Annotated in this window: 16 protein-coding genes; 10 read left to right on the forward strand and 6 right to left on the reverse strand. The window is 72.4% G+C overall.

What is annotated here, in order from left to right; genetic code table 11:
- Nucleotides 1–128 precede the first annotated feature (128 nt).
- Nucleotides 129–980, forward strand: coding sequence for a family 1 encapsulin nanocompartment shell protein (locus QQK45_RS07955; RefSeq protein ID WP_284292795.1), 852 nt, complete (start codon nt 129–131; stop codon nt 978–980).
- Between the two features lie 26 nt (nt 981–1,006).
- Here QQK45_RS07955 and QQK45_RS07960 read toward each other — a convergent pair whose 3' ends face one another.
- Nucleotides 1,007–1,729 carry an HNH endonuclease family protein gene (locus tag QQK45_RS07960; RefSeq protein WP_284292796.1) on the reverse strand — a complete coding sequence of 241 codons (723 nt, stop codon included), beginning with the start codon at nt 1,727–1,729 and terminating at the stop codon, nt 1,007–1,009.
- 161 nt (nt 1,730–1,890) lie between these two features.
- Here QQK45_RS07960 and QQK45_RS07965 point away from each other — a divergent pair, with 161 nt between their 5' ends.
- From QQK45_RS07965 to QQK45_RS07975, 3 genes are all read left to right on the forward strand, one after another.
- Nucleotides 1,891–2,622: a phosphotransferase gene (locus QQK45_RS07965; RefSeq protein WP_284292797.1), complete on the forward strand. Its 732-nt coding sequence runs from the start codon at nt 1,891–1,893 to the stop codon at nt 2,620–2,622.
- Nucleotides 2,623–2,695: 73 nt separating this feature from the next.
- Nucleotides 2,696–3,061 carry a UBP-type zinc finger domain-containing protein gene (locus tag QQK45_RS07970; protein WP_284292798.1) on the forward strand — a complete coding sequence of 122 codons (366 nt, stop codon included), beginning with the start codon at nt 2,696–2,698 and terminating at the stop codon, nt 3,059–3,061.
- Between the two features lie 164 nt (nt 3,062–3,225).
- Complete coding sequence (locus QQK45_RS07975; protein WP_284292799.1) at nt 3,226–3,384, forward strand: hypothetical protein; 159 nt, start codon at nt 3,226–3,228, stop codon at nt 3,382–3,384.
- Here the strand turns inward: QQK45_RS07975 and QQK45_RS07980 are convergent.
- The 4 genes from QQK45_RS07980 to QQK45_RS07995 all read right to left on the reverse strand — a co-directional run bounded on the left by QQK45_RS07980 (nt 3,371) and on the right by QQK45_RS07995 (nt 7,391).
- Nucleotides 3,371–4,723, reverse strand: coding sequence for an NAD(P)(+) transhydrogenase (Re/Si-specific) subunit beta (locus QQK45_RS07980; protein WP_348525177.1), 1,353 nt, complete (start codon nt 4,721–4,723; stop codon nt 3,371–3,373). The two genes, QQK45_RS07975 and QQK45_RS07980, sit on opposite strands and share 14 nt — an antisense overlap.
- A gap of 120 nt (nt 4,724–4,843) precedes the next feature.
- Entirely contained in the window at nt 4,844–5,440 is a 597-nt protein-coding gene (locus QQK45_RS22025; RefSeq protein ID WP_348525178.1) for an NAD(P) transhydrogenase subunit alpha part 2, read from the reverse strand.
- A 16-nt stretch (nt 5,441–5,456) separates the two neighbouring features.
- Nucleotides 5,457–6,596 (reverse strand): NAD(P) transhydrogenase subunit alpha, encoded by a 1,140-nt coding sequence (locus tag QQK45_RS07990; protein WP_284292800.1) that lies wholly within the window; start codon nt 6,594–6,596, stop codon nt 5,457–5,459.
- Between the two features lie 9 nt (nt 6,597–6,605).
- A complete protein-coding gene (locus QQK45_RS07995) occupies nt 6,606–7,391 on the reverse strand; it encodes a uracil-DNA glycosylase (protein ID WP_284292801.1) in 786 nt (261 codons plus the stop codon).
- 26 nt (nt 7,392–7,417) lie between these two features.
- Between QQK45_RS07995 and QQK45_RS08000 the strand changes: the two genes are divergently transcribed.
- The 4 genes from QQK45_RS08000 to QQK45_RS08015 all read left to right on the forward strand — a co-directional run bounded on the left by QQK45_RS08000 (nt 7,418) and on the right by QQK45_RS08015 (nt 11,040).
- Nucleotides 7,418–8,119 carry an LmeA family phospholipid-binding protein gene (locus QQK45_RS08000; RefSeq protein WP_284292802.1) on the forward strand — a complete coding sequence of 234 codons (702 nt, stop codon included), beginning with the start codon at nt 7,418–7,420 and terminating at the stop codon, nt 8,117–8,119.
- Nucleotides 8,120–8,253: 134 nt separating this feature from the next.
- On the forward strand, nt 8,254–9,177 hold the full coding sequence (locus QQK45_RS08005) for an ABC transporter substrate-binding protein (RefSeq protein ID WP_284292803.1): 924 nt from the start codon (nt 8,254–8,256) through the stop codon (nt 9,175–9,177).
- 28 nt (nt 9,178–9,205) lie between these two features.
- The gene (locus tag QQK45_RS08010) at nt 9,206–10,246 is read left to right on the forward strand and encodes an amino acid ABC transporter permease (RefSeq protein ID WP_284292804.1); all 1,041 of its coding nucleotides are present in this window, start codon (nt 9,206–9,208) and stop codon (nt 10,244–10,246) included.
- Complete coding sequence (locus tag QQK45_RS08015) at nt 10,243–11,040, forward strand: amino acid ABC transporter ATP-binding protein (RefSeq protein WP_284292805.1); 798 nt, start codon at nt 10,243–10,245, stop codon at nt 11,038–11,040. Before QQK45_RS08010 ends, QQK45_RS08015 begins: the two co-directional genes overlap by 4 nt.
- Before the next feature lie 82 nt (nt 11,041–11,122).
- Here QQK45_RS08015 and QQK45_RS08020 read toward each other — a convergent pair whose 3' ends face one another.
- Nucleotides 11,123–11,326, reverse strand: coding sequence for a cold-shock protein (locus tag QQK45_RS08020; RefSeq protein WP_284292806.1), 204 nt, complete (start codon nt 11,324–11,326; stop codon nt 11,123–11,125).
- 415 nt (nt 11,327–11,741) lie between these two features.
- Between QQK45_RS08020 and QQK45_RS08025 the strand changes: the two genes are divergently transcribed.
- Nucleotides 11,742–12,632: a branched-chain amino acid ABC transporter substrate-binding protein gene (locus QQK45_RS08025; RefSeq protein WP_284292807.1), complete on the forward strand. Its 891-nt coding sequence runs from the start codon at nt 11,742–11,744 to the stop codon at nt 12,630–12,632.
- A complete protein-coding gene (locus QQK45_RS08030; protein WP_284292808.1) occupies nt 12,629–12,979 on the forward strand; it encodes a type 1 periplasmic-binding domain-containing protein in 351 nt (116 codons plus the stop codon). The genes QQK45_RS08025 and QQK45_RS08030 overlap by 4 nt, the downstream gene beginning before the upstream one ends.
- Nucleotides 12,980–13,035: the final 56 nt, after the last annotated feature.

Here is a 13,035-nt window from a genome sequence, read left to right on the forward strand (position 1 = left end):
CGTGGCCCGGCGAGCGAGGCGGACGGTGGGCCGAGCTCCTCCGCCCCGTCCGCCCCCGGAAGCACCCCGGGAGAGACCGACCACCACCACGACGACCTCCGCATCGGCAGCCTGAGAGAGGAACCCCAATGAGCAGCAACGAACCCGACGTGACGGTCCAGCCGGTGGCGCAGGTCGTGGGGGCGTCCAACCTGCACCGGTGGCTCGCGCCGGTGAGCGACGCGGCGTGGTCGGAGATCGCGGAGGAGGCGTCGCGGACGTTCCGCCGGAACGTGGCGGGGCGCCGCGTGGTGGACGTGACGGGCCCGTTGGGGCTGGAGACGGCGGCGGCGAACACGGGTCACGTGACGGCGATCGACGCACCGCACGAGGGGACCCGGTCGCGGTTGCGGGAGGTCGCGCCGCTGGTGGAGCTGCGGGTGCCGTTCACGTTGGACCGCCAGGCGGTGGACGACGTGCTCCGTGGGTCGAAGGACTCGGACTGGCAGCCGGTGAAGGATGCCGCGACGGTGCTGGCGCGGGTCGAGGACCGGGCGATCTTCGAGGGGTACGAGGCGGCGCGGATCGGGGGTCTGGGGCCGGGTTCGGACAACGCGCCGGTCGCGGTGCCGGAGGATCCGCGCGAGCTCCCGGACGCGGTGGCGCACGCGGTCACGGAGCTGCGGCTCGCGGGTGTCGAGGGGCCGTACGCCCTGGTGCTGGACGCCGACCTGTACACGGCGGTGTCGGAGACGCGCGACTACGGCTACCCGATCCGGTCGCAGCTCGAGCGGATGGTGGACAGCGACATCGTGTGGGCGCCGGCCCTGCGGGGCGGGTACCTGCTGTCGACGCGCGGCGGCGACTACGAGCTGGTGCTGGGGCAGGACGTGTCGATCGGGTACACGTCGCACACGGCGGACTCGGTCGAGCTGTACCTGCAGGAGTCGTTCACGTTCCTCTCGTACACGGCGGAGGCGTCGGTCGCGCTGACGCGCTGACGGCCGCGCGTCGGCGAGGAGACCGGTCACCGAACGGTGGCGCAGGTCCGCAGGGTGCGGGCCATCGCGTCGTGCTCGGCGCGGGTGACCCAGAGCCCGTAGGCGGCTTTGACGCGGAGCTGCCGGACGACGTACACGCACCGGAATCCGGGATTCGGCGGGAGCCAGGTGGAGGCGTCGTCGGCGCTCTTGTCCTGGTTGGCGGGCCCGTCGACGGCGAGCAGGTTGGCGGGGTCGTTCGCGAACGCGAGCCGGGTGGCGGCGGGCCAGTCCTGGGCGCCGGTCTGCCAGGCGTCGGCGAGCGCGACGACGTGGTCGATCTGGACGGCGGCCGAGTCGGGACCGCGGCGGAAGTCGATCGTGCGGCCGGTGTACGGGTCGTGCAGCACACCGGACGCGACTGTACAGTCACCGCTCCCCGACGTGTACGTCACGCTCGTGAGGTCCCGCGCGAGGATGTCGTCGCGCGTGTCGCACCCGTTGTGGTCCACGTCCTCCCAGGCCCGGCCGAACTGTTCCCGCGTGTACCCGTCCGACGGCGCCCGGTCGCGCACGGGGACGTCGGCGAGCTCCCGCGTCGCCCGCGTCAGCTCCGTCGCGGCGACGGGGTAGCGCGCCGCCCGGGCGTGCGCGACGACGTACGGCACGCCCGTCGCCGCCGCGACCACCGCCGCGAGGAGGACGAGCGCGCCGGCGGCGCGCGTGCGGCGTCGGGCACGGGGGCGAGGGGTAGGACGAGGGTGGGGCACGGGCCGAGCCTGCCGGACCGGCGCGCCGCCGCCGCGGCCCGGGACCGGTGCCTGTGCACGACCGGCCGCGTCCCCAGGTGGGGCGTCGTGCGCCAGGGCCCGCCCTTCCGCGGATCGGGTCGAGTTCACGAATGCAGCGTTGTCGGGCACGATGGGTCGCGATGATCGAAGAGCACCTGCCCGGCGGCAACACCACGCCCGTCCTGCGGATCGGCGACACCGTGCGCCGCGCCGCCGGCCCGTGGACCACGACGATCCAGTCCTACCTGCGGCACCTGCGGTCCGCGGGCATGCGCGGGATCCCCGAACCGTTCGGCGTCGACGACCGCGGGCGCGAGATCGTCTCCTACCTCGAGGGCGACGTGCCGCACGACAGCCCCGCGTGGGTCTGGGGCTCCGAGGTGCTCGATGACGCCGTCCTGTTCCTGCGACGGCTGCACGACGCCTCGGTGGGCTTCGTGGCGTCGTCGCCCGCATGGCGCCTGCCCGTGCACGAGCCGGCCGAGGTGGTCTGCCACAACGACGCCGCGCCCTACAACATGGTGTTCCGGGGTGGGCGCCTCGTGGGGCTGATCGACTTCGACACGGCGTCACCCGGGCCGCGGATCTGGGACCTGGCCTACCTGGCGTACTGGCTCGCCCCGTACATCCACGTCGAGGGTTGGCGCGGGGACGACGACGCCCGCGCGGCCCGCCTCAACCGGATCGTCGAGGTCTACGGCTGGGACCCGATCACCCCCGCCGACGTGCTGCAGACCATGGTCGCGCGGCTCGAGGAGCTCGCCGCGTTCACGGAGGACCGGGCAGCGCAGACCGGCCGGGACGACCTCGCGGCGCACGCCGTCATGTACCGGCGCGACGTCGAGCGGATCGCGGTCCTCGCGCAGGGCTGACCGCCGGGCACCCGGTCCACGGTGCCACCGTCGTCGCCGCGGCCTACGGTGGGCAGGTCGAGAGGAGACCCCCATGGCAGAACCCAGCGGACAGGCCGGCGACCCCGGCATCGACCCGAGCGTGCCCCCGACCGGTCCCGGGTGCGTCGAGTGCGAGGCGGGCGGCGGCTGGTGGGTGCACCTGCGCCGGTGCGCCCAGTGCGGGCACGTGGGCTGCTGCGACAGCTCGCCCGAGCAGCATGCGAGCCGGCACTTCCAGGAGACCGGGCACCCGGTCATGCGGTCCTACGAGCCGGGCGAGGACTGGTGGTGGGACTACCGCACGAACGACTACACGGACGGGCCCGAGCTGGCGCCGCCGCTCGCGCACCCGGCGGACCAGGGCGCGCCCGGCCCGGCCGGCCGCGTCCCGGACGACTGGCGCGAGCTGATCCACTGAGCACTTCACCCGCATCTCACCTGGTCACGGCCGTCACGGACGACGAGCCCGCTGCTCTCTTCCTTCGACGGCGCCCCCGAAAGGCGCCGTCCACAACGACCGGGATCGGGGAGACGCCGCGAGCGCGCGGGCGTCGGCAGGGGACGGGGAAGCGGATGGCAGTCATGACGAGGCGCCGGGGGCACGACGCGGCGCTGCCCGAGCCGTGGGAACGCGAGCTCCGGCGCATGGAGGTCCTGGCGCGACTCGAGACGGCACGGACCGCTCGCCGCGTCGCCGGGCGCCCCGTGCGCCTGGCCGAGCGCCGCGTCAGCCCGCGGTGACGTACTCCTTCACCGCCGCGACGAGCTGGGCGAGCCCGTCCTTAGCGTCCGCGAACAGCATGCCCGTCCGGGGGTCCGTGTAGAGCTCGTTGTCGATGCCCGCGTACCCGTGGCCCATCGACCGCTTGACCACGACGACGGAGCGCGCGTGGTCGACGTCGAGGATCGGCATCCCCGAGATCGCCGTGCCCGGGCGGCGCGCCGCCGGGTTCGTGACGTCGTTCGCCCCGACCACCAGCGCGACGTCGCACTGGTCGAGCTCCGCGTTCGCCTCCTCCAGCTCCTTCATCTGCTCGTACGGCACGTTCGCCTCCGCGAGCAGCACGTTCATGTGACCCGGCATGCGACCCGCGACCGGGTGGATCGCGTACGACACCGCCACCCCGTGCGAGGCCAGCAGGTTCGCCAGCTCCGCGAGCTCGTGCTGCGCCTGCGCCGCCGCCAGCCCGTAACCCGGCACCAGGACCACCCGGTGCGCGTACGCGAGCTGGATCGCGACGTCGTCGGCGTCGACCGTGCGCACCGTGGCCCCCGACGTGCCCCCTGGCACCGCCGCCGACGGCGCGTCCCCCGTGCCGAACCCGCCCACCAGGATCGACGCCACGGACCGGTTCATCGCGTCCGCCATGAGCTTCGTGAGGATCGAGCCCGACGCCCCGACGAGCGCACCCGCCACAATCATCACCTCGTTGTCGACGACGAACCCCGCCATCGCCACCGCCAGGCCCGTGAACGCGTTGAGCAGCGAGATCACGACCGGCATGTCCGCCCCGCCGATCGGCAGGACCATCAGCACACCGAACAGCAGCGCCGCGACGACCGCCACGACCAGCGCGACCGTCGTCGTCGTCCGGGCGCCGTCGCTCGAACCACTGCCCACCACGGCCACCACCACGCCCGCAGCCACCGCCACCACCGCCGCCACCAGCGCCAGCGCCCGCGAACCGCGGAACGTGATCGGCGCACCCGGCACCCAGCCCTGCAGCTTGCCCGCCGCCACCAACGACCCCGAGAACGTCACCGCGCCGATCAGCACGTCCAACGCCACCGGCACCGAGAACGACACCGACAACCCGTCCCACGAACCCGCCGCCAGCTCCCGCGACGCGTCAGCAAGCGCGACCGTCGCCGCCGCGCCGCCACCCACCGCGTTGAACAACGACACCAGCTGCGGCATCGCCGTCATCTTCACGCGCCGCGCCGCGAACAGGCCGTAGCCGCCCCCGACGACGATCCCGCCACCCAGCGCGACCCCCGCCCACACACCCCCGTGCCACCCGACACCGCCGCCGTCCTCGTCCAGCAGCAGCAACGCCGTCACCAGCACCGCCGCCGTCATGCCCGACGCCGACACCACGTTGCCGCGGCGCGCCGTGCGAGGAGCGCATCAGGTGCAGCCCGAGGACGAAGCACACCGCGGCGCCGAGGTAGACGGTCCACGTGACGGTGAGCGTAGCGCTCATCGGTCGCTTCCGTTCTGGTCGGGTGCGGCGGCGGCGGGGCGGGCGGGGGCTGCGCCCGACGTGCTCGGGCTACCATCCGCCTCGCTCGTTCCTCGCTCGGCTCCCGCCAGTCCCGCCACGCCCTTCGCATCGTCGGGCGCAGCCCCCGCCCGCCCCGCGGCCTCCGGCGTTCGGCTCGCCCCCGCGTCCGCGGTGGTGGGCGCGGGGTCGACCCGCTGTGCCTCCCTGCGCGTCCGGCTCGCGTCGGCGTCCGCGTCCGTCGACGGTGACGCTCCGTTCGCCGAGGGTGACGTCGGGTTCGCCGACGGTGACGGTCTTCCCCGGAACATGCCCAGCATGCGGTCCGTGACGACGTAGCCGCCCACCACGTTCATGGCTGCGAACGCCGCGGCCAGGAAGGCCAGGACGTAGCCGAGGGGGTCGCCGGCGAGGCCCGCGACCAGGATCGCGCCGACCAGGACGACGCCGTGGATCGAGTTCGCACCCGACATCATCGGGGTGTGCAGGGTCGTCGGGATCTTGCTGATGACCTCGAAGCCGACCAGCAGGGCCAGGACGAAGATGCTGATCGACGACGCCAGCTCCGGGGTCATGCCGGTGCCTCCTCGGTCAGGGTGGGGGAGCGGTAGGGGCCGGCGCCGGGACGCGGATCGCCTTGACGACCTCGTCGTCGGAGTCGGCGTCCAGGCGTCCATCCCGGACGACGGCGCGCAGCACCGCCGCGACGTTGCGGGCGTAGGCGGACGACGCGGCCGTCGGGAGCTCGGCCGCGAGGTTGCCCGCGCCCACGACGGTCGCGCCGCCTGGGGTCACGACGCGCTCGTCGGGAACGGAACCCTCGACGTTGCCGCCGAGGTCGCTCGCGCCGAGGTCGACCACGACGCTCCCCGGGCGCATCGCGGCCACCGTGTCGGCGGTCACGAGGACGGGCGGGCGTCGGCCGGGGACCTGCGCCGTCGTGATGACGACGTCGAAACCCGCCACGTGGCCGGCGAGCTCGGCCTGCTGGGCGGCGCGCTCGTCCTCGGTGAGCTCCCGCGCGTAGCCGCCCTCGCCCGCGCCCTCGGGCGTGCTCGTGAGCTGGAGGAACGTCGCGCCGAGCGACCGGACCTCGTCGGCCGAGGACGGGCGGATGTCGTAGCCCGTGACCTGCGCGCCGAGCCGGCGCGCCGTCCCGATCGCCTGGAGTCCCGCGACCCCCGTCCCGAGGACGAGCACCCGCGCGGGCTTCGCGGTCCCCGCGGCCGTGATCATCATCGGGAAGAAGCGCCCGAACGCCTCGGCCGCGACGATCGCCGCCCGGTACCCCGCGACCGACGCCTGCGACGTGAGCGCGTCCATGCTCTGCGCACGCGAGAGGGTGCGGGGCAGGAGCGCCAGGTCGAGTGCGACCACCCCGGCGCTTCCCAGGGCGTGCGCCTGCTCGACGTGGCCGCCGAGCGCGAGGAGACCCACGACCACCTGGCCACGGTGCAGCGAGGGTGCGAGACCGGCGTCGGGCGCGTGGACGCACGCGAGGACGTCCGCCGCCAGGACCGCGGTCCGGTCACCGAGCGTCGCGCCCGCGGCCTCGTAGGCCGCGTCGGGGAAGAAGGCCGCCTCGCCCGCCCCGCGCTCGACGAGGACCGCGAGGCCCTCGCGCGTGAGCCGCCCGACGACCTCGGGGACCAGGGCGACGCGTCGCTCGCCGGCGCCGTGCTCGCGCAGCACCCCCACGCTCACGGGTGGTGCGTCCGGCGTCAGGGCCACGTGACGAACCTATGACGCGGCGAGCGCTCGCGCGCGGGCGAGCAGGGCGTCCATCGCGTCAGGCGTGAGCTTGCCCGTGAACGTGTTGTGCGGGCTGGGGTGGAAGCAGCCCAGAAGTGTCACCTGACCAGGGCCGACGCCGTCGTCCGACGTTTCACGTGAAACCACCACCTCGGCACCGTGCCCGAACCGCGGGCGAGGGCGTGGGACCGCCCAGCCGGCGCCCGCGAGGACGTCGAGGGTCGCGTTCCAGCCGAACGCCCCGAGCGTCACGACGACCCGCGGTGCCACGAGCTCGAGCTCGCGCGCGAGGTACACCGAGCAGGTGCGGCGCTCGGCCGGCGTGGGCTTGTTCTCCGGCGGGACGCAGTGGACCGGAGCCGCCAGGCGCGCGCCGGTCAGCTCGAGGCCGTCGCCGCGCGCGACCGACGTGGCCTGCGACGCCAGACCCGCCCGGTGCAGCGCGGCGATCAGGAAGTCTCCGGACCGGTCGCCCGTGAACATCCGACCCGTCCGGTTCCCACCGTGCGCGGCGGGCGCCAGACCCACCACGAGGATTCCGGCCGCGGGATCGCCGAAGCTCGGCACGGGTCGCGCCCAGTACTCCTCGGTCGCGAACGCGGCCCGGCGCTCGCAGCCCACCTGCTCGCGCCAGGCCACGAGGCGCGGGCACGCGCGGCAGCCGACGACGAGCGTGTCGAGCGCCGCGAGGTCCGGCGCGGCCGCGGCGTGAGCCGGGTTCTGCGTCGGGTCCGGTGAAGGCTCGGGGAGGGCGGCACCCGTCGATCGTCGCACCCGCTCCGGCCCCGTACCGTACCGGGGTGCGCTTCCTCCGCAGACTCCTGATCACCGTCGTCGTGCTCGCCCTCCTCGCCGTCGCGGCCGACCGCGTGGCGTGCTGGGCGTTCGAACGGACCTTTGCGCGCGAGGCGACCGCGCAGACCGACGCGAACGGCGTCTCGGCCTCGATCCACGGCTTCCCGTTCCTGACCCAGCTCTGGAACGGCTCGCTCGACGACGTCACCGTCCGAGCCGGGTCGGCGAGTCTCGGTGGGACGACCGTGACCGACGTGGACGTCGACGGCAGCGGCGTGAGCCTGACCTCGCCGTACGTCGTGACGGACGGGACGGTCCACGCGACCGTGCCCGTCGCCACCCTCGAGCAGGTGGTCGCGCAGCGCACCGGCTCCGACGTCACCATCGCGGCCACCGACGACGGCCTCGTCGCGACCACGAAGGTCCTCGGCATCGGGGTCGGGCTCGTCCTCGACCCGAAGGTGTCCGGTGGGGCGCTCGCCGTCGACGTCAAGGGCGCGAAGATCGCGGGCGCGACCGTCTCCGCGGACTCGCTCCCCGGCGGCCTCGCAAACACCGTCTCGGGGCTCAAGGTCCCGCTCGACCTGCCGAAGGGCGTCACCCTCACCGGCGCGGACGTCGTGCCCGCGAGCGGCGACGACGACGGCGGGGTCCGGGTCAGCGCGACCGGGTCGGACGTGGCGCTCGAACACCTCGCGTCGTCCTGACCCGCCCGCCCGCCCGCGCCCACGGTGCGAACGCCGGTTACGAGGTAGTAACACGACGCGCATACTGTGACCCGCGACGTCGCGAGGTGCGGCGTCTGGGCCGCAGCGCTGCGGCGCGACCCTCAGGAGGAACGATGCGACGACTTCGCACCATCAGCACCGCCCTCGTGGCCACGGCCACCCTGGCCGTCGTGCTCGCCGGCTGCTCCGACTCGGACGACAGCGGTTCGGGCGGCACGTCCACGTCCGGCGCGTCGACGTTCGACCCGAGCTCGGTGGCCAAGGACGACACGCTCGCCGCCGCCGTCCCGGCTGCGGTCAAGAGCGCCGGCACCCTGCGCGTCGGGTCCGACACCACGTACGCGCCTGCCGAGTACATCGGCGACGACGGCAAGACGCCCGTCGGCTACGACGTCGACCTGACCAAGGCGATCGCCGCGACCCTCGGCCTCAAGGCCGACATCCAGACGGCGTCGTTCGACAACATCATCCCGTCGATCGGCTCGCGCTATGACATCGGGGTCTCGTCGTTCACGATCAACCCCGACCGCGAGAAGCAGGTCAACATGGTCCAGTACTTCCAGGCCGGCGAGGCGTTCGCCGTCCAGAAGGGCAACCCGAAGGGTGTGGACACCGGCGACCTGTGCGGCAAGACGGTCGGGGTCCAGAGCGGCACGGTCGAGGACGACGAGCTCGCCGACCTGTCGAAGAAGTGCACCGACGCGGGTAAGGACGCGATCAACCCGCTCAAGTATGAGTCGCAGGCCGACGTGACGACAAACCTCGTCGGCGGCAAGGCGGACGTGATGTTCGCCGACTCGCCGATCATCGCCTACGCGATCGCCCAGACGAACGGCCAGCTCGAGCAGGCGGGTGACGTCATCGAGACGGCGCCGCAGGGCATCGTTGTCTCCAAGAGCGACCAGGCCCTCACGGACGTCGTCCAGAAGACGGTGCAGAAGCTCATCGACGACGGCACCTACGGCAACATCCTCAAGGCCTGGGGCAACGAGGACGGCGCCGTGACGACCGCCGAGCTCAACCCGTCCGTCGGCTGACGGCTCGCACCGGAGCAGGCTGAGCGCCATGAGCGACCTCGCAGGGCAGGGCCGGGCAAAGTCGCCCGACCCTGCCGCCTCCACCTCCGACCCGGTCCCGGACCGCATCCACGCCGTCCCCGTCCGCCACCCCGGCCGGTGGGCGTCCGCCGTCGTCGTGCTCGTGCTCGCGGCGATGGTCGTGCACGGGCTCGTCACCAACGACAAGTTCGACTGGCCGACCGTCGGGAAGTACCTCTTCAACGAGCAGGTCGTGCGCGGCGTCGGCTGGACCCTGTGGCTGACCGTCGCCGCGATGGTCATCGGGATCGTCCTCGCGGTGCTGCTCGCGGTTATGCGGCGGTCCGAGAACCCCGTCATGCGGTACGTCAGCTGGATCTACATCTGGTTCTTCCGTGGCACGCCGATCTACACCCAGCTGGTCTTCTGGGGCCTCATCTCCGTGCTGTACCCGAAGCTGTCGCTAGGCGTCCCGTTCGGTCCGGAGTGGCTCCACTTCACGACGACGGAGCTCGTCACGGCGTCCCGCGCGGCCATCCTCGGGCTCGGGCTGAACGAGGCCGCCTACCTGGCCGAGATCGTCCGGGCCGGCCTCCAGTCCGTCGACCGGGGCCAAGAGGAGGCTTCCCGGGCGCTCGGCATGAAGGACTCGACGATCCTGCGGCGCGTCATCCTGCCGCAGGCCATGCGTGTCATCGTCCCGCCGACCGGCAACGAGACGATCTCGATGCTCAAGACGACGTCCCTCGTCCTCGCGGTCCCGTTCATCCTCGACCTCAACTACGCAACGCGGGCGATCGGGACGCGGATTTTCCTCCCCGTCCCGCTGCTCGTCGTCGCCGCCATCTGGTACCTGGCGATCACGAGCGTCCTCATGGTCGGGCAGCACTACCTCGAGCGGCACTACGGGCGGGGGTTCGACGAGCACCACGGCGGCCGGGCCGGCGGCGGCCCAGGCGGGCGGGCCACGCGCCAGGAAGCCATCGCGGAAGCCGGGACGACGCCGGAGATCGCGGTGTTCGACGACATGGGCCGCCCGCACGGCGGCGGCGCGGGAGGTGCTCGATGAGCCAGCCCACCACCAGCGGCGTCGTGCCGATGGTCGAGATCCGTGGCCTCCACAAGGAGTTCGGGCACCTGCACGTGCTGCGCGGCATCGACCTCGACGTCCCGCAGGGCAGCGTGTGCGTGATCCTCGGGCCCTCCGGTTCCGGGAAGTCCACCGTCCTGAGGTGCATCAACGAGCTCGAGGACATCACGGCCGGGCGCGTCCGCGTCGACGGCGAGCTCATGGGCTACCGCGAAGGCACCCGCGGCGGCAAGCCCGCGCTCTTCCGCCTCGGCAGCCGCGACATCGCCCGGCAGCGTGCCCGCATCGGCATGGTCTTCCAGCGGTTCAACCTGTTCCCGCACATGACGGCGCGGCAGAACGTCATGGAGGCCCAGATCCGGGTGCTCCGGCGCTCCAAGGCCGAGGCGGGAGCCCGCGCCGACGAGCTGCTCCGCCGCGTCGGGCTCTCCGACCGGGCCGAGCACTACCCCGCCCAGCTCTCCGGCGGGCAGCAGCAGCGCGTCGCCATCGCGCGGGCCCTCGCCATGGACCCCGAGCTCATGCTCTTCGACGAGCCGACCTCCGCGCTCGACCCCGAGCTCGTCGGGGAGGTCCTCGCCGTCATGCGCGACCTCGCCCGCAGCGGCATGACGATGGTCGTCGTCACCCACGAGCTCGGGTTCGCGCGCGAGGTCGCCGACCAGGTCGTGTTCATGGCCGACGGCGTCGTCGTCGAGCGCGGGACACCCGCCGGGGTGCTGGAGAACCCGCAGGAGACGCGGACGCGGGACTTCCTGGCGAGCGTGCTCTAGGCGCCCGGACGCGAACGAGCCCGGTACCCCTCGTGGGGTACCGGGCTCGTCGTCAGCGCCCGTGCGGGTGCTGCTGCTCAGATCAGAGCGGGCGGATGTTCTCCGCCTGCGGGCCCTTCGGGCCCTGCGTCACGTCGAACTCGACGCGCTGGTTCTCGTCCAGCGAACGGAAGCCCGTCGACTGGATGGCCGAGTAGTGCGCGAAGACGTCGGCGGAGCCGTCGTCGGGGGCGATGAAGCCGTAGCCCTTTTCGCCGTTGAACCACTTCACGATGCCAGTAGCCATGGGTATCTCCTTCAGGAGTCGGTACACGCCCTCGACCTTCGAGGGCGCATGCACGGTGTTCGTCGTCGACTCCGGTGAAGAAGACAAGCAAGCACTCGGCGAACACTCTACCGGAGGTGCCCGTCGACCGACAGGGCTGGGCTCGCGAGCCCTCGAGGGCCTTCACGACGCGCCGCGATGGCCGGGAATCAGGCTGTGACCTGCATCACTACGACTTCGTCGACGATTTCCGGGGATGTCGCGCCCTCCCGGGCGACGTTTCGTACCCGTTTCCGGACCATCACAATTTCGACACGCCCTCGCAGATGTCTGTTTTTTGTACCTACGCGGGAGTAACTTGCTCGCCACGTCGGCTTGCGCATCTCGTCCGCGCAGGCCAGGGCCCGGCACGGGTTCACGACCTTGGAGGAACCAGATGCGTCGCACTCTCCCCACCGCAGCTGTCGCCGTCGCGATGGCCTCCGCCCTGCTCGTCGCGGGCTGTTCGTCGAAGGACGACTCCGGCGGCGGAGGAGGGTCGACGGGCGGGAGCACGACCAGCTCCGGCGCTCTGTCGATCCAGCCGGTCGTCCAGATCGACGAGTCCGGCAAGGAGGTCCCTGCGGCCGACTCCTCGAACGCCGCCGACCCGGCCGGCGACGGCAAGGCCACGTGCGCCGCCACGACGACGATCGCCATGGCGGGCGCGCTCACCGGGCCCAATGCCGCGCTCGGCATCAACATCATCGACGGCGCCAAGGTGGCCGTCGCCGCGCACAACAAGGCGAACCCGGACTGCCAGGTGCAGCTCAAGGGCTACGACACCGAGGGAACGCCCCAGAAGGCCACCCAGGTCGCGCCGACCATCGTGTCCAACAAGAACGTCATCGGCCTGCTCGGCCCGGCGTTCTCTGGCGAGACTGCCGCGGTCGGCGCGGTGTTCCACCAGGCCAACCTCCTGTCGCTGACGGCGTCCGCCACCAACGTGGACCTGACCAAGAACGGCTGGACGAACTTCTTCCGCGGTCTCGCGAACGACGGCGTGCAGGGGCCGGCGGTCGCGCACTACCTGGTCGACACCAAGAAGTTCAGCAAGGTCTGCGTCGTCCAGGACGACTCGGACTACGGCGTGGGCCTGGCCAAGGCCGTCACCGACGCTCTGGGCTCGGCCGCCGACGAGGACTGCGCCGCGAGCGTCAAGACCGGTGACAAGGACTTCTCGGCCACGGTGCAGAGTGTCAAGAGCGCCGACGCCGACGCGGTCTTCTACGCCGGCTATTACCCCGAGGCCGCTCCTTCGTCTCGCAGCTCCGCTCGTCGGGCGTGAAAGCGACCTTCGTGTCGGCGGACGGCACCAACGACCCCGAGTTCGTCAAGCAGGCGGGAAGCGCCTCCAAGGACGCGCTGCTCTCGTGCCCGTGCGGCCCGGCGCCCGACCAGTTCGCGAGCGACTACAAGTCGACCAACGCCGGTGCGACCCCGGGTGTCTACTCGGTCGAGGGCTACGACCTGACGACGATCATGCTCAAGGGCATCGACTCCGGGATCACGGACCGCGCCAAGCTCGTCGACTTCGTCAAGAACTACAAGGGTGACGGGCTCGCCCGCCACTACGAGTGGAGCGACACCGGCGAGCTCTCCTCGGCGCTCATCTGGATCTACCAGGTCAAGTGACTGATCGCGGCGGCCGGGCCTCGATGCCCGGCCGCCGCGGCGTCGTGACCTCGCAC

It is taken from the genome of Luteimicrobium album, from assembly GCF_030161555.1.
GTDB classification, from domain to species: Bacteria; Actinomycetota; Actinomycetes; order Actinomycetales; family Cellulomonadaceae; genus Luteimicrobium; species Luteimicrobium album.